Consider the following 20,888-nt stretch of genomic DNA (forward strand, 5'->3'; position numbering starts at 1 on the left):
CAGGGTGCCGGACAGGAGGCACCCAAATGCTGAAACACCGCGGGTTTCCGGGCCGTATGCCCGGCACCGATTTCCAATTCACCGTCCGCCGCCCCAATCCCAAGGGGGTCACGCCGCTGACCCGGCGCGAGCGCTACCGCGACCGCAAGAACGTCGACCGCCGCGTCGATGCCACCTTCATGCGGGCGCTGTGGGAGCAGTTCGGCGATCAGCCGTTCGAGCGCGGCAATCTGGACGCCGGCCGTCTGAGCTGGCTGTTCGGCCGCGAAGTGATCCCGGCCGAGGATCCGTTTGACCCCGCCAGTTACGAGGCGCTGCTGGTCATTGACGAGGCGGTGGCGCGCGCCTCCTTCCCGGACGCGTTCGACTGATGCCGCGGCCCCGGGCGCATATCACGGTTCAGGCACCGCGGAGCTTTCCGCGATGCCTGCCGCTGCGTCCGGGGCGCCGCCCGTCCGCTGTCCTGTCAGAAGTTCAGCTGCACAGCCAGCTGCACCCGGTCGCCGTCAAACGTATTGCCGGAGACAGTGTCATTGCGTTCGCCAAAGATGTATTCGGCGCTCAGCGTCAGATTGTCGGTGGGGTTGAAGAAGGCATTCACGTGAATGGTTTCCAGCTCGGTGAAGGACAGCGTGCCGGTCGAGGTCGGCAAGTCATAGTCCTCACGCCCGTAGGCGATCCCAACATTCCACTTGTCGCCGATGTCCTGGCGGAACTCGACGGTGTAGCCTTCCACGTCGTTGGCCTCGCCGCCGACCACCGCATCCCCCAGGCCGATCAGCAGCGGCCCCAGGGCCTCGCCGTCAACATAGGTCGCCTGGAACAATCCGCCGTCCCAGGGCGTGATGGAACCGGACAGGGTGACGCCGGTCTGATCAACGTCAACACCGCCGCTTTGGAGGGTGCCCGCAAGGCCCGCAACACGCGCGGTGAACTGCTCATTGCTGTACTGGAAGCCTGCCGTGGCGACTGGATCGCTGGATGCGGCGGTGTTCTCCTCCAGCGACAGGCTGTAGTCGAAGCCGCCGCCAAAACTGTTGCTGTAGCGGACCTGCGCCACCCGGGCAAAACTGATGCCCACAGGGCCGTTGAATTCAACGCTGGCGGGGTACTGGCCCAGCGGCATGAAGTTGGTCCAGGTCCGGCCGATCAGCCAGTGATCGCCGATCTGCACATTTGCGTGGCGCAGCCGCAGCTCGGACCTGCCGCCCGAGGCGAACAGGTCGAATTCCAGCTGTCCTTGCAGGGTGCCGATATCGCTTTCGGTGGTGGTGCGGATGCCCAGCCGCGACTGCCGCACGGTGGCGCCGAATTCGCCATCGGTAGCATTCACCGGCTCGCCGATATTGTTGACAAAGGCGGTGTCGCCCTGGGTGAAGTCGAAGTCGTAATAGAAATCGGCCTTAACATAGCCGTAGATATCGACCGCGGTATTGCCCAGCCGGAAATCGCCGGGAATCGCGGCCGCTTGCAGGTTTCCGGCTTCCAGCGCCTCGACCCGCGCCCGCAGGTCCTGCAGCTCGGAACCCGCGTCCGCCTGGGCCAGGCCGGCGCTGCCGGCAAGTGCAGCAGCAGCCAGGGCTATCTGCCCTCTATGCACCTTTTTCATCATGGGGTTATCCCTCCTTCTTACGTGATGTGCGGGCACGCTTCCACGGACGGCAAACAGGGGGAAATGACTTCGATGCGAGCCGCTGTGAGGATTCGCGCCCGCATAAGTGACGGATTTTCACGGGCGGATAACGCCGGGGTGTCCGGGCTGGATAAGCGGCTGCCAAGGAAGCACAACTTCCCGTGTGCAGGGCGCGGCCAATCACGGGGCCTGTCCGGCGGCACCAGGCGCAGGGCAGAACAGCACCTTGGCTGTAACGGCGATGTGACAAAGCTGATGCGCTCCGGCGCCCCCGGACCGGCGGCCAAGCGTGATTTCGGCGTGAAATTGCACAGCCGCCGCGCAGGTCAGCAGGAATCTGCCCAAATCCGAGGCCTCGCATTTCAGGTGCTTACAGCAGCGCCGGCGCTGTGCATCGTAGGTCAAGCAGCGCAGCCACGCTGCTGTGCCGAGCATCTGTTCCGGCCCCTTCGCCTGAACGGGCAGGTATGCGCCCCCATCCGCGTCCTGCCCGTCTTTTCTCCCCTTCGGGCGCCGGCGGAAGCTTGCCGTATTCCCCCCCCGATGCGGCAGGCCTCCGCCGAACTTAAGGGCGGGCTCCGTACCGCGTTGCGCGCGGCTGCTCAGGCTGCAAATTCCGCAGGGACAGTCACGTCCCCGGAAGAAGGAATATGGACATGCGGGCACAATCTCTCATCGCGGCCCTGTCGCTCTGCGGCCTCGCGGCGGCCTGCGGCGACACCACCGGCGAGCGGATCATCTACGGCGGCGGCGCCGGCGCGCTTGGTGCTGCGGTCCTCGACGCCAACCTGGTCACCGGCGCCGCTGTCGGCGTTGCCGCAAACCTCGTTTACTGCGAGCAAAACCCCCGCAAGTGCTGAGGCCCCGGCCGCAGTACTGATCAGCCGCCCCCTGCGGGCTGCATCTGAATTCGCGCAATCGCCGCGCCTGGGCCTGTCCCGGGCGCGGCGTTTTGCATTCCGGAATACCAAGGAACAAGGGACTGCCTATGTTTGATAAGATCCTGATCGCCAACCGCGGCGAGATCGCCTGCCGTGTGATCAAAACCGCGCGGAAAATGGGCATCAAGACCGTTGCCATCTACTCCGACGCCGACAAGCAGGCCCTGCATGTGCAGATGGCGGATGAAGCCGTCAACATCGGCCCGCCGCCCGCCAACCAGTCCTATATCGTCATCGACAAGGTGATGGAGGCGATCCGCGCAACCGGCGCCCAGGCGGTGCATCCGGGCTACGGCTTCCTCTCTGAGAACTCCAAATTCGCCGAGGCGCTGGCCGCCGAAGGCGTCGCCTTTGTCGGCCCCCCGGTGGGCGCGATCGAAAGCATGGGCGACAAGATCACCTCCAAAAAGATCGCCCAGGAGGCCGGCGTCTCCACCGTGCCCGGTTACATGGGGCTGATCGCCGATGCCGACGAGGCGGTGAAGATCTCCAACCAGATCGGCTATCCGGTGATGATCAAGGCCTCGGCCGGCGGCGGCGGCAAGGGGATGCGGATCGCCTGGACCGACGAGGAAGCCCGCGAAGGTTTCCAGTCCTCCAAGAACGAGGCCGCGAACTCCTTTGGCGACGACCGCATCTTCATCGAGAAATTCGTGACCCAGCCGCGCCACATTGAAATCCAGGTGCTCTGCGACACCCACGGCAACGGCATCTACCTGGGCGAGCGCGAATGCTCGATCCAGCGCCGCAACCAGAAAGTCGTCGAAGAGGCACCCAGCCCCTTCCTGGACGAGGACACCCGCCGCGCCATGGGCGAGCAGGCCGTGGCGCTGGCCAAGGCGGTGGGCTATTCCAGCGCGGGCACCGTCGAATTCATCGTCGACGGCGACAAGAATTTCTATTTCCTGGAAATGAACACCCGCCTGCAGGTGGAACACCCGGTGACCGAGCTGATCACCGGCGTCGATCTGGTCGAACAGATGATCCGCGTCGCGGACGGGGCTGAGCTGCCGCTGCGCCAGGAGGATGTGACCCTCACCGGCTGGGCGATTGAAAACCGCCTTTATGCCGAAGATCCCTACCGCGGCTTCCTGCCCTCCATCGGCCGCCTGACCCGCTACCGCCCGCCGGCCGAGACCGCCGCAGGCCCGATGCTGGAAAACGGCAAGTGGCAGGGCGATGCGCCGGCAGGGGAGGCCGCCGTGCGCAATGACACCGGTGTCTATGAAGGCGGCGAGATTTCAATGTATTACGACCCGATGATCGCCAAGCTCTGCACCTGGGCCCCGACCCGGGCCGAGGCGATCGACGCCATGCGCATTGCGCTCGACAGTTTCGAGGTGGAGGGCATCGGCCACAACCTGCCGTTCCTGTCGGCGGTGATGGACCACCCGATCTTCATCGACGGCACCATGACCACCGCCTTCATCGAGGAGCAGTATCCCGAGGGCTTTGAGGGCGTCGAACTGCCGGAGGCAGACCTGCGCAAGATCGCCGCCTCCTGCGCCGCCATGCACCGGGTTGCCGAAATCCGCCGCACCCGCGTCTCCGGCCGGATGGACAACCACGAACGCAAGGTCGGCACTGATTGGGCGGTCTCGCTGCAGGGCCAGTGCTATAACGTGGTGATCGACGCCGACCGCGACGGCGCCACCGTGCGGTTTGACGACGGCAGCGCGCTGCGTGTGACCTCGGACTGGACGCCGGGCGACCAGCTGGCGACGCTGGACGTGGATGGCGAAACCCTGGTGCTGAAAACCGGCAAGGTCACCCAGGGCTTCCGCATCCGCTCCCGCGGGGCTGACCTCAAGGTGCATGTGCGCACCCCGCGGCAGGCGGAACTGGCGCAGCTGATGCCGGAAAAACTGCCGCCCGACACCTCCAAGATGCTGCTTTGCCCGATGCCCGGCCTGATCGTGAAGGTCGATGTCGAAGCGGGGCAGGAGGTTCAGGAGGGGCAGGCGCTCTGCACCATCGAGGCGATGAAGATGGAAAACATCCTGCGCGCCGAGAAAAAGGGCGTGGTGTCCAAGATCAACGCGGGCGCCGGCGACAGCCTGGCGGTCGACGATGTGATCATGGAATTCGAATAATGCATCACGAGGCAGGCATATGCGCGGACGGGCAGGCGGGTTTTTCCGCCCGCAGCCGCGTGCCTGCCCCGGTTTTTATTGAGGCGTGCACGAAATCTTCAGGACTCTCTGCGATCCTGGACGGGACGAACTTCCTCAAGGTGCCGCATGTTCCGTTTGATGACCGGCTTGCTCTCGGGCATTCTCCTGCTGACGGGCTGCACGCTCGACAAGGAAGAGGAGGTGCGCCTGCTGCTGTCCGACTGGACGGAACTGGGCGAAACCTTCTTTTTCCAATCCTCGTCCACCTGCACCGCGGCAGTGTTCCACACCTCGGATCGGCCGCGGATCACCTCGCTGCTGGACCGGGCGCGGTCGGTCAATACCGGCATGAAAATGCTGGCGGACGGCAAGCCGGTTTTGTTCCGGGTGGCCGGCAAATCGCCCAATGCGGTGACCGAGGCGATCATGTCGCGGGATCTGCCGCAGGGCATCGGGATCCTGAATTCGGGCCTGGCCGGCGTCAACTGCATGAGCGAGATCGTCAAGGGCGTCTACTACCGGGCGATCCTCAATCCGGAATCCAACCTCGTCTTTGTGCCGGACAGCCGTGCGATGGTTGTGCTCGACAAACAGGCGATGGCGCTGATTTACGTCCGCGGCAACAGCTGACAGCAGGCGCGGCCCGGCCGGTTCAGCCGCCGCGCCGCTCTTCGACTTCGCGCAGCCGTTCGGGGAATTTGTCGATGCTGCGGGACAATTCGCGCGCCGTCCACGGGTGCGGTTTGCGCAGCTTCACGCCGCCGTCCTTGCCGACCAGAACCAGCATGAACCCGCGCGGCCGCAGCTTTTTGCGCAGCGCGGATTTGGCGGCCGGGTCGGTGTCGACCAGCACCACCACATCGCGGGTCTTCAGAACCTCGGCGCCCTGCATCAGCCGCTCCATCTGCTCGTGGAAGCGCGGGTCGTCGGGGCTGTCGGCAAACACCACCACAGGGCGCTGCTTCCACTGGAAATCCTCCAGTTCCACATCATACCCGGGCTGGATCCAATCAGGCGCACTGCCATCGGCCGCCAGGGCCGCAAAGGGAAGAAAACCCGCCAAAACAACGGTTAGGATTGCTCTCATGATCTCTCCTGTCCTGTTGAATATATGCGCCGCGGCGGCAAATGCGACCGCGAAATCCGCAACTTGGCCAAAAAACATCATCGTTAACGGGATACTGAGGGGTTGCCGGGTATGATTGTGCCATTCCCCTTGACCGGGCTGCGGCCTGCGGCCCTCCAGAAGAGGCCCCGAAACAAGATGAAAGTGATCCTTCACACCGGCGCGCACCGCTGCGCAACCACGTCTTTCCAGGAATACATGCGTCAGAATGCGCAGGGGCTTGCCAAATTTGGCATCGGGTTCTGGGGGCCGTTCCGCACCCGCGGCGGCCTGTTTCACGGCATCCAGCCAGGGCCTGCACCGGTGACCGGCCGCGACCTGGCCCAGCGTGCCCATGGGCGGCTGCAGATCCAGATTGCCGGGTGCCGCGATCAGGGCGCGGATCAGCTGCTGGTGAGCGAAGAGAACATGATCGGGTCGATCCGCTGCAATCTGCGGCTTGGCGATCTTTACAGCGGGGTGGGGGAGCGGATGGCGCGTTTCTCCCAGGCCTTCGGCAGCACGGTGACAGACGTGGCGCTCAGCATCCGCAGCCTGGACAGCTATTGGACCTCGGCGCTGGCCTATGCGGTGGCCCGCAGCCACCGGGTGCCCGCTGCGGCGCAGCTGGAGCGGCTGGCGCAGGCGCCGCGCAGCTGGCGCGATGTGATCACCGATATCGCCTGCGCGGTGCCCGATGTGCGCCTGCATGTGCTGCCGTTTGAAATCTTCGGCGCCCGTCCCGAGGCGCAGCTGACCGCCCTCACCGGGGCAAAGGCGCCGCGCACCCACGCCCGGGTGCGTCTCAATGCCTCGCTCTGCCTGCAGGACCTGCGGGCCGGCCTGCCGCCTTCGGTGGCGGCCCGATTGCCGGACGGCTCCGGCCGCTGGCGCCCGTTTAACGACGCGCAGACCGCACAGCTGCGCGAGGCTTATGCCGACGACATGATGTGGCTGACGGGCGGTGCCGATGGCATCGCTTCGCTGGTGCAAGACCCGGATAAACTGGCGGCGGGCCTGAACCCGCCCCGTATCGACCTGACAAGAGGAAGACCTGATGACAAACAAAGACGAATGGCGGGCTCTGGCTGAAAAAGAGCTGCGCGGACGGGCGGTTGACGACCTCAATTGGCAGACGCTGGAAGGCATCGAGGTCAAGCCGCTCTATACCGAGGACGACACCAGGGATCTGCCCCACATGGGCACGCTGCCCGGCGTCGGGCCCTTCACCCGCGGCGTCAAGGCCACCATGTACGCCGGCCGCCCCTGGACCATCCGCCAGTACGCGGGCTTCTCCACCGCCGAAGAAAGCAACGCGTTCTACCGCCGCAACCTGGCCGCGGGCCAGCAGGGCGTTTCGGTCGCCTTCGATCTGGCCACCCACCGCGGCTATGACAGCGACCACCCCCGGGTGGTTGGTGATGTCGGCAAGGCCGGCGTGGCCATTGACAGCGTCGAGGACATGAAGATCCTGTTCGACGGCATCCCGCTGGACAAGGTTTCGGTCTCGATGACCATGAACGGCGCGGTGATCCCGGTGCTGGCCTCCTTCATCGTCGCGGGCGAGGAGCAGGGCCACGACAAATCGCTGCTGGCAGGCACCATTCAGAACGACATCCTGAAGGAGTTCATGGTCCGCAACACCTATATCTACCCGCCGAAACCCTCGATGCGGATCATCTCGGACATTATTGAATACACCTCGAACGAGATGCCCAAGTTCAACTCGATTTCGATCTCCGGCTACCACATGCAGGAGGCCGGCGCGAACCTGGTGCAGGAGCTGGCCTATACCATCGCGGACGGGCGCGAATACGTGCGCGCGGCGCTGGATGCCGGCATGGACGTGGACAAATTCGCAGGGCGGCTGTCGTTCTTCTTTGCGATCGGCATGAACTTCTTCATGGAAATCGCCAAACTGCGCGCCGCCCGCACCCTGTGGCACCGGGTGATGACCGAATTCGGCGCCAAGTCCGAACGCTCCAAGATGCTGCGCACCCATTGCCAGACCTCGGGGGTGTCCTTGCAGGAGCAGGATCCCTACAACAACGTGATCCGCACCGCCTATGAGGCGATGTCGGCTGTTCTCGGCGGCACCCAGTCCCTGCACACCAACGCACTGGACGAGGCCATCGCGCTGCCAACCGATTTCTCCGCCCGCATCGCCCGCAACACCCAGCTGGTGCTGCAGGAGGAAACCGGCGTCACCAACGTCGTCGACCCGCTGGCCGGCTCCTACTATGTGGAAAGCCTGACCAACGAGCTGATCGAGAAAGCCTGGGCGCTGATCGAAGAGGTCGAGGAAATGGGCGGCATGACCAAGGCGGTCGAGAGCGGCATGCCCAAGCTGCGCATCGAGGAAAGTGCTGCCCGCCGCCAGGCGATGATCGACCGCGGCGACGAGGTTGTGGTCGGCGTCAACAAGTACCGCAAGGACAAGGAAGACCCGATCGACATCCTTGATGTGGACAACCACGCGGTGCGCGACGCCCAGATCGCCCGTCTGCAGAAGATGCGCGACACCCGCGACGAGGCCGCCTGCCAGGCCGCATTGGATGAATTGACCCGCCGCGCCCAGGCGGGCAGCGGCAACCTGTTGGAAGCCGCAGTCGAAGCCGCCCGCGCGCGGGCCTCAGTCGGAGAGATCTCCATGGCGATGGAAAAGGAATTCGGCCGCCACCGCGCCGAGGTGAAGACCCTGGCGGGCGTCTATGGCGCCGCATATGAGGGCGACGAGGGCTTTGCCGCGATCCAGAAATCGATCGAGGATTTCGCCGAGGAAGAAGGCCGCCGCCCGCGCCTGCTGGTGGTCAAGATGGGCCAGGACGGCCACGACCGCGGCGCCAAGGTGATCGCCACCGCCTTTGCCGACATCGGCTTTGACGTCGACGTCGGCCCGCTGTTCCAGACCCCCGCCGAGGCCGCGCAGGACGCCATCGACAATGACGTCCATGTGATCGGCATCTCCAGCCAGGCCGCAGGCCACAAGACGCTGGCACCGCAGCTGGTCGAGGCGCTGAAGGCGGAAGGCGCCGGCGACATCATCGTGATCTGCGGCGGCGTGATCCCGCAGCAGGATTACGAGTTCCTGTACTCCAAAGGCGTCAAGGCAATCTTCGGCCCCGGCACCAACATCCCCGAGGCCGCTCAGGACATCCTGCGCCTGATCCGCGAAGCGCGGGCCTGAACCAGCCTTGGCGCTTGCGGGCGGCGGGATACTCCCGCACCCGCAGGTGCCTGCCCTTCGGGGCAGACCCTTTGGCGGCTTTGGGCTTGGCAGCCAGCCTTCAGGCTGGCTGCCGGCATCGCGCGCCGCTGCCGCGCCCAACCGGTGCGGATGTGCCAAAGGCACGGCCGCCAGCGGGCGGGAGCGCTCCGGTCCGGAGGGCCGTATCCAGAACCCATTGCATCTTTCCGCCTGGCTGTTCAGCCTGACGCTGGAGCTTGGCAAACCGGCGGCGCGGTGATTGAGTGGCGCCATGCTGCGATCCAAACGCCCCCAGATCCTGACCGGCATGGCCCTGGGCGCCCTTTGGGGCGTCATGGTGACCGGCCTGCCGCAATGGCTTGGCCTGCCGTATATCCCGGCCCCCATTGCCTTGCCCGGCGCCTTCCTCGCGCCGGGGCTGGTGCTGGCCCTGATCATCGGCCGCATCGCGCAGCGGCGGTTCTTTGATGACGCCATCATCGACGGAGACCCCTTTGCCCCCGGCTCACCGGCCGAGATCGACCAGCGGGTGCTGACCAACACCGCCGAGCAGCTGGTGCTGGCGCTGGCGGTCTGGCCCTTCGCCGCCGTCGCACTGGGCGGCGCCGTGGTGCTTGCTCTGGGCCTGTCCTTTGCCCTGATGCGGGTCCTGTTCTGGGCCGGCTGCCACCTGTCGCTGCCGCTGCGGGGGCTGGGCTTTGCGGGCACGTTTTACCCGACGGTGATTGCCGCCGTCTGGGCGGTGGTGGTCTGGTTTTGAAACAAACGCAGCCCGGAACAGGCCGAAAACGCCGGGCGCCCGCCCGCCCGCAATTCCTGCCTTGAACCCCGCCGCCGCACCGTTAGTCTCACGCGCAAAAGCGGAGGGCGCGCATATGATACTCGACCATCTGGCCGTGGCAGGCACAACGCTGGCAGAGGCCGCGGCGCATCTGGAGGAAGCCCTGGGCATCCGGCTTGGCCCCGGCGGCGCCCATGCCCGCTATGGCACCCATAACCGTCTGATCGGGCTGGAGGACGGGCTGTACCTTGAGGCCATCGCCATCGACCCGGAGCAGGAGCCGCAGGAGCAGCCGCGCTGGTTCAACCTTGACCGGTTCGCAGGCCCCGCGCGGCTCAGCAACTGGATCCTGCGCAGCGAAGATCTGGAAGCCGGAAAACCGCTGCTGCCGCCCCATGCGCAGCGCCATGTGGCAATGCAGCGCGGCGGCCTCAAATGGCTGATGACGGTGCCGGCGGACGGGCTGCTCCCCTATGACAATCTCTTCCCTGCGGTGCTGCAATGGCAAGCCGAGCCGCCTGCGGGCAAGCTGCCGCAATCGGGCTGCCGCCTGACCCGCCTGATCCTCAGCCACCCGGAGGCGGCAGAGCTGCAAGCCGCGCTGGACCGGATCCTTGCAGACCCGCGCGTCGCAGTTGAGCTGGGGAAACCCGCGATGATGGCCGAATTCGCCACCCCGCATGGGCCAAGGGTGCTGCGATGAAAATCCGCTCTGCCCGCACCGATGATGCCCACGCCGTCTGCGCCATCGCCAACTGGGTGATCCGCGACACGCTGGCCACCTTCAACACCATTGAAAAATCGCCCGATGACGTCCGGCAACAGATCGAGGCCGGCAATGGCGCCTATCTGGTGGCGGAACAGGACGGCAAAATTCTCGGCCACGCGCATTTCTTCCCGTTCCGCCCAGGTCCCGGCTACCGCTTCACGGCGGAGCATACGATCCACCTGCTGCCCGAAGCGCAAGCACAGGGGGCGGGCCGTGCCTTGATGCAGGCGCTGGAGGCCAAGGCGGAACAGGCGGGCATTCATGTGCTGATCGCCAGTGTCAGCAGTGCCAACCCCGCGGCAATCGGTTTTCACGCCGCCCTGGGATACCTGGAAACCGCCCGGATGCCGGAACTGGGCTGCAAGCAGGGGCGCTGGCTCGACACTGTTTTCATGCAAAAAATCCTGACACCCGGTATTCCCGCCCCTGACAACCCCGGCAAAGACGCATAGGTTGATCCCATGTCACTCTGGACCCGCATATCCGACGCGCTGGCCGCACTTGCCGCAGGCGAAAGCCTGTCCGAAGTTTTCGACCGCCTGCGCGCACCGCCCGAACGCACCGTGGCCTTTGCCATTGCCGTGATCGCGCTTGGCGCCAAGATGGCCAAGGCCGACGGCCAGGTCACCCGCGACGAGGTCACCGCCTTCCGCGAAGTGTTTCAGATCGCCCGCGATGATGAAACCGGCGCCGCCCGTGTCTTTGACATGGCGCGCACCGATGTGGCCGGCTACCAGGAATACGCCCGCCGCATCCACAGCATGTTTGCCGATGATCCCACCACGCTGTGCGACCTGATGGAGGGGCTGTTCCACATCGCCATGGCGGATGGGTTCTATCACCCCGGCGAGAATGAATTCCTCGAGGAAGTGAGCCGCATCTTCGGCCAGACCCCGCAGCAGTTCCAGGCGCTGCGGGCGCGGTTTGTGCCGGATGCGCCCAAGGATCCCTATACCGTGCTGGGCGTTTCCCCGCAGATGACCAAGGAAGAAATCCGCACCCATTGGCGCAAGCTGGTGCGCGACACCCATCCGGATGCGATGATCGCCCGCGGCGTCCCGGAGGAGGCGGTGCGGCTGGCGGAAAAGCGGATGGTCGATATCAACCGCGCCTGGGACGAGATCAGCGGGTGCTGCGGCAATGCGGATCGCAACCTATAATATCGAATGGTTCGCCAATCTGTTCGACAAGAACGACCGGCTGATGCTGGATGGCAAGCCGTCCGGCGTTTACGGCGTTGACCGCTACACGCAGGGGCGGGCGGTCGCCCATGTGCTGCAGCGCATCGACGCCGACGCCATCATGGTGATCGAGGCCCCCAACACCGGCCGGACCCAGCGCACCACCCGCGCGCTGGAGAATTTCGCTGCCGAGGCGGGCCTGCGCGCGCGCGAGGCGGTCAGCGGATTTCCGAACGACACCCACCAGGAAATCGCGCTTCTTTATGACCCCGATGCGCTGGACGCGGTGCATGATGCCCGCGCCAGCGAGACAGCCCCGCTGTTTAACGGCGTGTTCAAGATCGACCTCGATGTTGATGAACGGCTGGACAAGGTGGAGTTCTCCAAACCGCCGCTGGAACTGGCGGTCACCACCCGGGGCGGCACCGCGCTGCGGATGATTGGCGCGCATCTGAAGTCCAAGGCGCCGCATGGGGCCAGAATGCCCAAGGACATCACTGCCCTCGCCATTGCCAATCAGCGCAAGCAGCTGGCGCAGGCGAATTGGCTCCACCGGCGGGCCGCGGAACATGTGGCCGCAGGTGAGCATGTGATCGTGATGGGCGATCTCAATGATGGCCCCGGTTCGGACGCATACGAAAAACTCTTTGGTCAGTCTTCGGTCGAGATCGTGATGGGCGATGTGCTGAATGACCCCCACGCGCAATGCCTTCTGCCGCCGCGCGCCACCTCGCTGCCCAGTAGCTCACGGTTCTACAACGCTGAGACCAAACGGTATTTTACGGCACTGCTGGATTACGTGATGATCTCGCACAGCCTGATGGGGCACGCCCCCAAGTGGCGGATCTGGCACCCGTTCGAGGATGCGGAATGCTATGGCGATGACGAGATGCGGCAGGCGCTGCTCGACGCCTCGGACCATTTCCCGGTGACGCTGGATATTGACCTGGCCTGAGATGCTGCCAGCGCTGCAGCCATGGCCAGTCCCGATTGACGCGGGTAACGGATAGCAGCCTGGCCCCGGGCGGCCTTCCCCCCAACGCTCTCAACGGCCGCAGGGTCATTTTTCCAGCTTGAACCGGCTTGGGTCGGGATTCATTTTGTTGACCAGCTTTTTCGCCCGCTTTTCCAGATCATCGTTCAGCTTCTTTGTGGCTTCGTCGGTCTTGGCCTTTACCGCCTTGGGGTCGGCCTTCTTGTCTTTTTTCTTGTCATTATCCTTGGCCTCGGCTTTGGCTGCCTTTTCGGCCTGTTCCTTTGCCTTCTTGCGCTCGGCGTCGACCTTGGCCTTGGCAGCCTTGAATTTCTTGTCGAAGAGAGACTTGTAATTCTTCTCGATTTCCGCGTTCCGTTTCAGCTTTTTGCCTTTCGGCAGGTCATCCGTCAAAGCGATGTATTCGGCGTAGTTTTCCACGCAGGCATTGACCTCTTTATCGCTGCGTCCGGGCCGCGTTTTCTTGACGACATCCGCCTTGTCTGCTCCGCCTTTCACGGCCTTGCGCGGCAGTTCCACATGCCAGGGATCATCCGGAGCCAGATCCGGCTTCTTGCCGCCCCAGTTTGCCAGCTTGGCGCCCTTGACGGCATCGGCCCATGCTTTGGCAAAGTCCGCATAGGACATGATGGCCCAGACTTCCTTCTTTTCGTCGAGGTGGTCGGCATGGGAATACTTGGACGGAAAATAGGTCAGCAGGTTGGTTTTCTTGTGCGGGATGACCTTGGATTTGCCGGCCCGGACGGCCGTGACCGGAACATGGATTGCCGCCCGCCGCATGTGGGCAGAGGAGCAGGTGCTGGACCAGCCTTTTATCGCGTAATAGGCTTGCTCGTCCGCTGTGCGCAGGCCGCTGCTTTCGATGTTGTCGCTGATGGCCGCGCTAAAGCTTGGAATCCGTTTTTCCAGCTCGCTTTTTTTCTTGGCCAGATCCTTTGCATCAGGTTTGCCGCCTTTGGCCTCCTTCTTCGCCTTTTTCTCCAGCTCGGCCTTGGCTTGTTTCACCGCCTCGGTTCTGGCTTTTGTAAAGGCCGCATTTATTTTCGGAACCAGTTTGCCGGCGCGCTCGCTTACTTCCTTGGCAAGCTGATCCGTCAGTTTCTTACTGTCGTCTTTCTTGGCAGCAGGTGCTGCCTTGGCATCTGTCTTTGGCGTATTCATCGTGACGAGCCTCCTGACCTGACGATCCCCGGCAGAGGTTTGCAAGGGTCAGGGTAGTCGCCGCGCCGCCGTTGCGGCAACAGGTTTGTGATCGGGCCATTTGCGCGCAAAAGACATTTGCAGCCCGCGCCATCGGCAAGGATGGTGCCGGAGGGGGGCGGGCAGGGGCCGGGCAGGGGCCTGTGCTGCTGCGGATGCGCTCCGCACTTCCTTGGCGCGGCCCCTCTGTTCCTGCGGTCAGCACACCCCTATATTACTGCCCATGAAACAGATCCTTTTGCCCGCCGCCCTGATCGCCCTGATGTCCGCTCCGCTTGCCGCCCAGGAAGCGGGGGAGGAGGGCGATGCCCCCTCGCTGATGGAACGCGGGGCGGAATTGTTCTGGGAGGGCCTGCGCGAGGAAATGGCGCCGGCGCTGGAAGACCTGCAAGGCATGATGGAGGAGATCGGCCCCTCGATGGGGGCTTTTCTGGCCGAAATGGGACCGGCCTTGGCGGATATCGCCAAGCAGGTGGAGGATTGGAGCGCCTATGAGCTGCCCGAGATCCTGCCCAACGGCGATATCATCATCCGCAAGAAGCCCAAGGACAATGCGCCCGCCGACAAGGATCAGGGGGATGAGGAAGGCGTCACCGAAATCTGACGCCCGCCGGCCCGGTCATTGCGCGTCAGACGGCGGCGCGGGCTTGCTGAAGGTCAGGACAACCTCAGCCTCCAGCGCCTTGCCCAGAGAGCGCAGCCGGGCTTCCGCCACCTCACCGCAAAGCGGCCGCGCCGCGTCCGGCAGTTCGGCATGCAGAACCCGTTTGCGCGGCTGCCAGCGCAGCGACCCGATATCGCCGCTGCTGGTCAGCATCAGCATGGCGCCGAACCGCATCGCCTTGCCCAGCACCTCGGCCTCGTGCTGGCCTTTCACATCCAGCAGCGCATAGAGATGCTCAAAGGCGCTGCCCTGCCGCTTGTTGCTGTAGCGGTGCAGCAGCGCCAGCCCCAGGAACACCCGCTCGGAATGTTTCAGCCCGCCCAGGTTGGCGCGGGTGGCATTGTCGAAACAGACCTCGGCGCGGTAGTCGGGATGGGCGCGCCAGCTGACGTCATGCAACAGGCAGGCCGCCTTGACCAGCCGCCGCTTGGCAAGCCGGGCACCGCTGAACAGCGGGATCACGAAGTCATACAGCGTGCTGCCGAAACCGGGCACGCGGGCATCCTTGGCCTCGGCAAAGCGCGAGGCCTCGATCAGCGGGTCGCGGGCGCGCAGGCGCTGCGGCATCTGCTCGTACAGCAGCCCCTCGCGGATGCCATAGCTGGACACCGCGATATCCTTGGGCTTGAAGGTCTTGACCAGCCGGGTCAGCACGTCGATCGCATAGGGCACCAGCGACATCCGGCTGGAGGAGATGCCGCAGGCGTCGCGCAGCTTGTCCAGATTGCGGGTCTCGATGTAGCGCGCGGTTTCGCGCACGTCCCTGGCCGACATCCGGTATTCATGCAGCACCTTCAGCGGATAGCCGCGCCGGTGCATGTCGATCCGGGCAATCGCCCGCCAGCTGCCGCCGACCAGGAACAGGCGGTCGCGCTGCGGGCCCATCTCGCCCTTCAGCTGCTCGATCACCTCTTTGATATGCGCCTTGCGGCCCTTGCGTCCGCCCTTGATGTCGCGCAGCTTCAGCGGCCCCAGCGACGAGGTCAGCCGCCGCCCGACGGTGTTCTCCTGGATCTCCGCCAGCTCCATCGAGGAGCCGCCGATATCGCAGACCAGCCCATAGGCGCCGGGCCAGCCCAAAAGCACGCCCTGCGCCGACAGCCGGGCTTCCTCGCGGCCGTCGATGACGTGGACTTTCAGGCCGGTCTCGCGCAGCACCTCGGCGCAGAACTCCGGTCCGTCCGAGGCATCGCGCACCGCGGCGGTGGCGACGGCGGACAGCGGCGGCAGCCCCATGCCCTTGGCCAGATGCTGGAACCGGCGCAGCGCCGACAGCGCCCGGACCCGGCCCTCGGGGTTCAGCCGGCCGCTCTCCGAAAGGCCGGCCCCCAGCGCGCACATGATCTTTTCGTTATAGAAATAAGCCGGGCTGCGGGCGGCGCCGTCGAACACCACCAGCCGGACCGAGTTGGAGCCGACATCGACCACCCCGACCCGCGACAGCGCCCGGGCCCCGGGGTCGTCAAAGATCGGGCGGCCGAAGGGGCCCCAATCGGTCTTGGCGGCGGCGGGGTCCTGGGTGACGTTCATGAGGGCTCCGTCTGGCAATCCGCGGTCAGGATGGTCGAAGGGAAGGCAGCGGTCAACCGCTTGCGGATGCGTCATTTTCCGTGGCCTCCTGGCGGATCTCGGACAGCGCCCGCACCGCCAGCGGCCTCGACAGGCTGCGTTTTTCGGCCAGCGACAGGTGATCCAGCCGCCCGACGATCCGCGCCGCCGCGGCAAAGGAGCGGTCCATATGCGCGACCAGATAGGGAATCACATCCGGCTTGGGGGTGATCTGGCGGTCGTTGAACAGTTTCGCCAGCACCACCGCCAGCAGCTGGTCGTCCGGCGGCTGCAGCTCGGCGTGGGTGGCGGCCTGCACCCGGCTTTGCAGATCGGGCAGGGTCAGCCCCCACAGATTCGGCGCGCCGCGGCCGGTCATCACCAGCGAATGCCCGTTTGCCAGCACCATATTGTGCAGATGGAACAGGGCGTTCTGCTGTTCGGCGCTGCCGGCGGTCTGCGGCACGTCCTCGACCACCACAGGGCCTTGCGCCAGCTCCGGCACCGCCTCGGCGGTCAGCGCTGCGGCCGACAGGATCCGCGCGCCCGACTGGCTGGCCCAGACATGCGCCAGATGGGTTTTGCCGGCGCCTTTGGGGCCGGTCAGCACCAGCTTGCCGCTGGGCCAGGCGAACTGCGGGTCCAGAAGCGCAACCGCCATCGCATTGGACGGGGCGACAAAGAAATCCTCCCGCCCCAGCGCAGGTTTCGCCGGGAGGTCAAAGCTCAGCTGTTGTGCCATGTGACTTATTCCGCCCCTGCGTCCCGGTGGCTTTGCCCCTGATAAAGGCGGCTGTGCAGATACTGCTCGGTCAGGAACCGGGCGACGACCCCCAGCGCGGCGGCGACAGGAACGGCCACCAGCATGCCGACAAAGCCGAACAGGGCGCCGAACACCGACAGCGCCAGCAGCAGCCACACCGGATGCAGGCCGACAGAGCTGCCGACCAGCTTGGGGGTCAGGAGATTGCCCTCGATCACCTGGCCGATGGCAAAGATGATGGCGACCAGCCCGATCGACAGCCAGTCGCCCCAGAACTGGAACAGCGCCAGGCCAATCGCCAGCGCGCCGCCGATCAGAGCGCCGAGATAGGGGATGAAGGTGACCAGCCCGGCGATGAAGCCGACGGCGAGGCCGAAATTCAGCCCCACCAGCATCAGCGCGACGGCGTAATAGGTGCCGAGGATCAGGCAGACGGTGCCCATGCCGCGGATGAACGAGGCCATCACCGTGTCGATCTCGCGGGCCAGGCGGCGGATCACCGGCTGGTGATCGCGCGGCAGCAGCTCGTCAATGCGGGCGACCATGCGGTCCCAATCAAGCAGCAGATAGACCGCAACCACCGGCACGATGACCAGCAGAATCACCACGTTCAGCACTGACACCGCCGATCCCGCAACCGATTGCAGCACCTCGACCGCGCGCGATTGCATTGTCTGCAGGAAGGCGGTGACCGCCTGATGGATGCGGCTGTCCTCCTCAAAGACCGAGGGGAAATGCTCGGCGGCGAAGCTGCGCAGGTCGCGCATCAGTTGCGGCAGCACCTGCGCCAGGTCGATCATCTGCGACACCAGCGCCGGCACAACCAGCACCAGCAGCAGCAGGAACACCAGCAGGGCGCCGACCGTGATGAGGGCGGTGGCCGCGGTGCGGCTCAGCCCCCAGGCCTCCAGCCGGTCGGCAATCGGGTCGATCATATAGGCAATCGCCGCGCCGAGGATGAAGGGCATCAGCACACCGCCAAGCGCCCACATCACCACTGCAAACATCACTGCGGCGATGCCCCAGTATTTGAACTGTTTCTGTGCTGGTAGCGCCATGGTCAGACAAGCCGCCCTTTATCCGTTCGGTTCAGGATCTTGGCGGTTAGTCTTCCCTGATGGGGCAGGGGCTTGCAAGGGCCGCGGGCAAATCGCCTGTGGGCAAGCCGGGGATAAGGCAGAAAAGACCGGGGGCAACCGGGGGGCAACCGGGGGGCAACTGGTGGAGGGGTTCCGCCCGCCCTTACAGTGCGGGCGGGCGCTCCGTCTCTTGCGGGGCGGGGCGGTCCCTTGGTTCTGGGTCGGATTGCCGTTCCAGCTGTTTACCGTGCCCAGCTCCGGTGTGTCCGCATCCGCGGCCTGAGCCGGCCAGCTGGTGCGCCAGGCCTCGGCCGTCCAATGGCCGCAATGCCGATGGCCGGAATCGCCATCATCAATGGATCCGCACGCCCTGGCGTTTCAGTTCCGCCTGCACGGCGGTGATGTCCACCGCGCCGAACGCGCAGCCTGATTTCACCGACAGCGCCGCTGCGATGCCCGCGCCCTGGCCCGCCACGGCGCAGCAGGCCATGTTGCGCGTCGCGGCATGGGCGATCCTGTCGCCGCCGATGGCGCGGCCCGTCACCAGCAGGTTTTCGACGCCCTTGGGCAGCATCGCGCGGTATGGGATCTGCATGTAGCGCCCGGTGGTGGGCAGGATCAGCACGCCGTAACCGTCGATGAACTCGGGGTAGATGCCGATGCTGTCCTCGAACCGGCCCTGGTTGCGGGTCTCCCCCTCGGTGATGTTGTGCACCGCGTCGATCTTGCGGGTGTCGCGGATACCGATGGTCATGCCGAAGTTCCGCAGCCGGGCGCCCTCGCAGCCCGGCGTATAGGCGCGCAGCGCGTCAATCGCGTGCATTGCCTGTTTGCGGCCCTCGATCTCGCCCTTGGTCATGCTGTCGGGGTCGGTGCCGTCGATCCCGCCCAGATGCACCAGGTTCATATAGGTCATCTCGCCCGAGTCATGCACCGCGCCCCAGGTGCCGCCGATGGTATTGAGATGCGCCGGGATTACCCCGTCGCGGATCGCCTGGCCAAAGGGTTTGGCGAGGAAAGGCGAGAACATCTCGTCCTCCTTGCCGCTGGTCTCCACCTGCCATTCGCCGGTGGACCAGTTGGCATAGGTCTGCGGGTCGGCCTTCACGCCCTCCATGAACTTCTGCTTGTCGACGCCGGCGATGTGGAACATGACGCTGGCCGCCTGCATCTCCTCCACCGGCGTTTTCAGGCAGGGCGCGCCCATCATATGGGCGATGTCCGCGTCGCCGGTCGCATCGATCACCCGCTTGGCCAGCACCGCCTCGCGGCCTGCCTTGCTCTCGACAATCACGCCGGTGATCCGGTTGCCGTCGCGGATCGGGGCCACAAAGACCCGGTGCAGCATCGGATGGATGCCGGCCTCTTCGACCAGCCTGTCGGCGACCAGCTTGAACCCTTCGCTGTCCAGCTCATAAGACAGCGACTGGCTTTCCGGAACCGCGGCGCCCATCGCCTTGGCGCGCTCCTCGAACTCCCAGCCGATACCGCGGGCCTCGACCGTCTGTTCATGCCGGTACCAGGCAAAGCCCTCGACACCCACGGTGGTGATGTTGCCGCCGAAACAGCCGAAACGGTCCAGCAGAGCGACTTCTGCCCCCGCCCGCGCCGCCGCCAGCGCCGCCGCCAGCCCGCCGGGGCCGGAGCCCACAACCAGCACCTCGGTTTCATGGATGACCGGAACTTCGCGCGCCGGCTCATGGATGGTTTTGGTCACGTCTCTCTCCCCAAGGACTCGGTTCCGCTGAAGCGTTTCCGCTAACACTTTAGAATCTTGAATAGCGGTTCAAGTTCAATTGCGTCATGCGGCGCCAAAAAGCGGCCAGGAAGGGGCAGGGAGCGTCAACATCCTGTTCATATAGGCACCGCCCGGCGCTTCCCCTTGTCCGGAGACTAAGGCTACCCGGTATAGCGGGGGTTTGGCTGGAAGGGAGCAAGGCAATGCTTGCTCCCTGTAAAGCTACTGGCGGTTGGATGCGACGAGACACACCATGTCCAGCAGAAGCGAAGCGCCGGCCAGCGCGGTGATCTCTGCGTGATCGAAAGGAGGCGAGACTTCCACCAGGTCCGCACCGATCAGATTGACACCGCCAAGCTTGCGAACCAAAGATTGAGCCTGCCAGGTCGAAAGTCCGCCGCAGACAGGGGTTCCAGTTCCCGGTGCATAGGCCGGATCAAGCGCATCAATATCAAACGTAAGATAGGCGGGGCGGTCCCCAACCAGGTCCTTGATTCGGGAAACGGTTGCGTCAATGCCGTTTTCATGGACCCATTGGGCATCCAGGATATTGAAACCATGGGTTTTGCTGTTCAACGTGCGGATGCCAGCCTGCACCGATGTCTCCGGGGACAAAATCCCTTCGGTCGCGGCATGGTAGAACATTGATCCATGATCCAGCCGCTTCGGGGTTTCTTCCCAGGTGTCGGAATGGGCGTCGATCTGGATCAGCGAGATGGGCCCATGGCGTTCGGCCTGGGCTTTCAGGATCGGGTAGGTCACCGAATGGTCGCCACCCATTGTCAGCAGAAAAGCGTCTGACGTGAGAATGCTTTTTGCCTCCTCATAGATTTTCCGGGGAACCTCCATAGGAAAGCCCGGGTCAAAGCTGCAATCACCGTAGTCGACCATTTTCAGGTTCTCAAACGGGTCGAACCCCCAAGGCCAAGGTCCACCATCCCAGGCAAGATTGGTTGAAACCGCGCGAATGGCGCGAGGACCGAAACGGCATCCGGGCCGGTTGGTCACTGATAGATCATAGGGAATACCCCATGTCACAATGTCTGCATCCTGCAAGTCCCGGGAGTATTGGCGCCTGAAAAGGCTGGTTGCGCCGCTGTAGGTCGGCTCATAGCCGATCCCCATGGCGTGATTTCCGTGGAAGGCGCGGTCAGTTGAATCTACCATATT

20 protein-coding genes are annotated in these 20,888 nt (G+C 64.7%); 12 read left to right on the forward strand and 8 right to left on the reverse strand.

Translation table 11 applies throughout. From position 1 onward, the window contains the following. The first annotated feature begins 26 nt into the window (after positions 1-26). Positions 27-371, forward strand: coding sequence for a hypothetical protein (locus tag METH_RS05875; RefSeq protein WP_024089508.1), 345 nt, complete (start codon positions 27-29; stop codon positions 369-371). A gap of 95 nt (positions 372-466) precedes the next feature. On the opposite strand, the gene METH_RS05880 is transcribed toward METH_RS05875, so the two are convergent. Further along, on the reverse strand, positions 467-1,612 hold the full coding sequence (locus METH_RS05880; RefSeq protein WP_245602958.1) for a DcaP family trimeric outer membrane transporter: 1,146 nt from the start codon (positions 1,610-1,612) through the stop codon (positions 467-469). Positions 1,613-2,289: 677 nt separating this feature from the next. Between METH_RS05880 and METH_RS05890 the strand changes: the two genes are divergently transcribed. The 3 genes from METH_RS05890 to METH_RS05900 all read left to right on the forward strand — a co-directional run bounded on the left by METH_RS05890 (position 2,290) and on the right by METH_RS05900 (position 5,318). Next, a complete protein-coding gene (locus METH_RS05890) occupies positions 2,290-2,493 on the forward strand; it encodes a hypothetical protein (RefSeq protein WP_024089511.1) in 204 nt (67 codons plus the stop codon). 128 nt (positions 2,494-2,621) lie between these two features. Next, positions 2,622-4,667, forward strand: a complete 2,046-nt coding sequence (locus tag METH_RS05895) for an acetyl-CoA carboxylase biotin carboxylase subunit (protein ID WP_024089512.1) — start codon at positions 2,622-2,624, stop codon at positions 4,665-4,667. Positions 4,668-4,814: 147 nt separating this feature from the next. Beyond that, the gene (locus tag METH_RS05900; RefSeq protein WP_024089513.1) at positions 4,815-5,318 is read left to right on the forward strand and encodes a hypothetical protein; all 504 of its coding nucleotides are present in this window, start codon (positions 4,815-4,817) and stop codon (positions 5,316-5,318) included. A gap of 22 nt (positions 5,319-5,340) precedes the next feature. On the opposite strand, the gene METH_RS05905 is transcribed toward METH_RS05900, so the two are convergent. Continuing rightward, positions 5,341-5,775 (reverse strand): DUF4174 domain-containing protein, encoded by a 435-nt coding sequence (locus METH_RS05905; protein WP_024089514.1) that lies wholly within the window; start codon positions 5,773-5,775, stop codon positions 5,341-5,343. A gap of 177 nt (positions 5,776-5,952) precedes the next feature. Here METH_RS05905 and METH_RS05910 point away from each other — a divergent pair, with 177 nt between their 5' ends. From METH_RS05910 to METH_RS05945, 7 genes are all read left to right on the forward strand, one after another. Next, positions 5,953-6,885, forward strand: a complete 933-nt coding sequence (locus METH_RS05910; protein WP_024089515.1) for a hypothetical protein — start codon at positions 5,953-5,955, stop codon at positions 6,883-6,885. Then, the gene (scpA, locus tag METH_RS05915; protein WP_024089516.1) at positions 6,851-8,980 is read left to right on the forward strand and encodes a methylmalonyl-CoA mutase; all 2,130 of its coding nucleotides are present in this window, start codon (positions 6,851-6,853) and stop codon (positions 8,978-8,980) included. Before METH_RS05910 ends, scpA begins: the two co-directional genes overlap by 35 nt. Before the next feature lie 292 nt (positions 8,981-9,272). Beyond that, positions 9,273-9,761: an MAPEG family protein gene (locus tag METH_RS05925; RefSeq protein ID WP_044008345.1), complete on the forward strand. Its 489-nt coding sequence runs from the start codon at positions 9,273-9,275 to the stop codon at positions 9,759-9,761. Positions 9,762-9,876: 115 nt separating this feature from the next. Further along, a complete protein-coding gene (locus METH_RS05930; RefSeq protein ID WP_024089519.1) occupies positions 9,877-10,485 on the forward strand; it encodes a VOC family protein in 609 nt (202 codons plus the stop codon). Further along, entirely contained in the window at positions 10,482-11,003 is a 522-nt protein-coding gene (locus tag METH_RS05935; RefSeq protein WP_024089520.1) for a GNAT family N-acetyltransferase, read from the forward strand. Before METH_RS05930 ends, METH_RS05935 begins: the two co-directional genes overlap by 4 nt. Positions 11,004-11,012: 9 nt before the next feature. Continuing rightward, positions 11,013-11,711 (forward strand): molecular chaperone DjiA, encoded by a 699-nt coding sequence (locus tag METH_RS05940; protein WP_024089521.1) that lies wholly within the window; start codon positions 11,013-11,015, stop codon positions 11,709-11,711. Beyond that, entirely contained in the window at positions 11,692-12,687 is a 996-nt protein-coding gene (locus tag METH_RS05945; RefSeq protein WP_024089522.1) for an endonuclease/exonuclease/phosphatase family protein, read from the forward strand. The genes METH_RS05940 and METH_RS05945 overlap by 20 nt, the downstream gene beginning before the upstream one ends. A gap of 105 nt (positions 12,688-12,792) precedes the next feature. Here the strand turns inward: METH_RS05945 and METH_RS05950 are convergent, their stop codons facing one another. Beyond that, complete coding sequence (locus METH_RS05950; protein WP_024089523.1) at positions 12,793-13,887, reverse strand: hypothetical protein; 1,095 nt, start codon at positions 13,885-13,887, stop codon at positions 12,793-12,795. A gap of 262 nt (positions 13,888-14,149) precedes the next feature. On the opposite strand from METH_RS05950, the gene METH_RS05955 reads away from it, so the two are divergent. Further along, positions 14,150-14,530 (forward strand): hypothetical protein, encoded by a 381-nt coding sequence (locus tag METH_RS05955; RefSeq protein WP_024089524.1) that lies wholly within the window; start codon positions 14,150-14,152, stop codon positions 14,528-14,530. 15 nt (positions 14,531-14,545) lie between these two features. Here METH_RS05955 and METH_RS05960 read toward each other — a convergent pair whose 3' ends face one another. The 5 genes from METH_RS05960 to speB form a co-directional block, all read right to left on the reverse strand. Beyond that, positions 14,546-16,120, reverse strand: coding sequence for a Ppx/GppA family phosphatase (locus METH_RS05960; RefSeq protein WP_024089525.1), 1,575 nt, complete (start codon positions 16,118-16,120; stop codon positions 14,546-14,548). A gap of 52 nt (positions 16,121-16,172) precedes the next feature. After that, complete coding sequence (locus tag METH_RS05965; RefSeq protein WP_024089526.1) at positions 16,173-16,880, reverse strand: HdaA/DnaA family protein; 708 nt, start codon at positions 16,878-16,880, stop codon at positions 16,173-16,175. A 5-nt stretch (positions 16,881-16,885) separates the two neighbouring features. Then, positions 16,886-17,959, reverse strand: a complete 1,074-nt coding sequence (locus tag METH_RS05970; protein ID WP_024089527.1) for an AI-2E family transporter — start codon at positions 17,957-17,959, stop codon at positions 16,886-16,888. 373 nt (positions 17,960-18,332) lie between these two features. Further along, positions 18,333-19,697, reverse strand: coding sequence for an FAD-dependent oxidoreductase (locus tag METH_RS05980; RefSeq protein ID WP_024089528.1), 1,365 nt, complete (start codon positions 19,695-19,697; stop codon positions 18,333-18,335). Between the two features lie 243 nt (positions 19,698-19,940). Next, positions 19,941-20,843 (reverse strand): agmatinase, encoded by a 903-nt coding sequence (gene speB, locus METH_RS05985; RefSeq protein WP_245602959.1) that lies wholly within the window; start codon positions 20,841-20,843, stop codon positions 19,941-19,943. Positions 20,844-20,888: the final 45 nt, after the last annotated feature.

Source organism: Leisingera methylohalidivorans DSM 14336, assembly GCF_000511355.1.
GTDB classification, from domain to species: Bacteria; Pseudomonadota; Alphaproteobacteria; order Rhodobacterales; family Rhodobacteraceae; genus Leisingera; species Leisingera methylohalidivorans.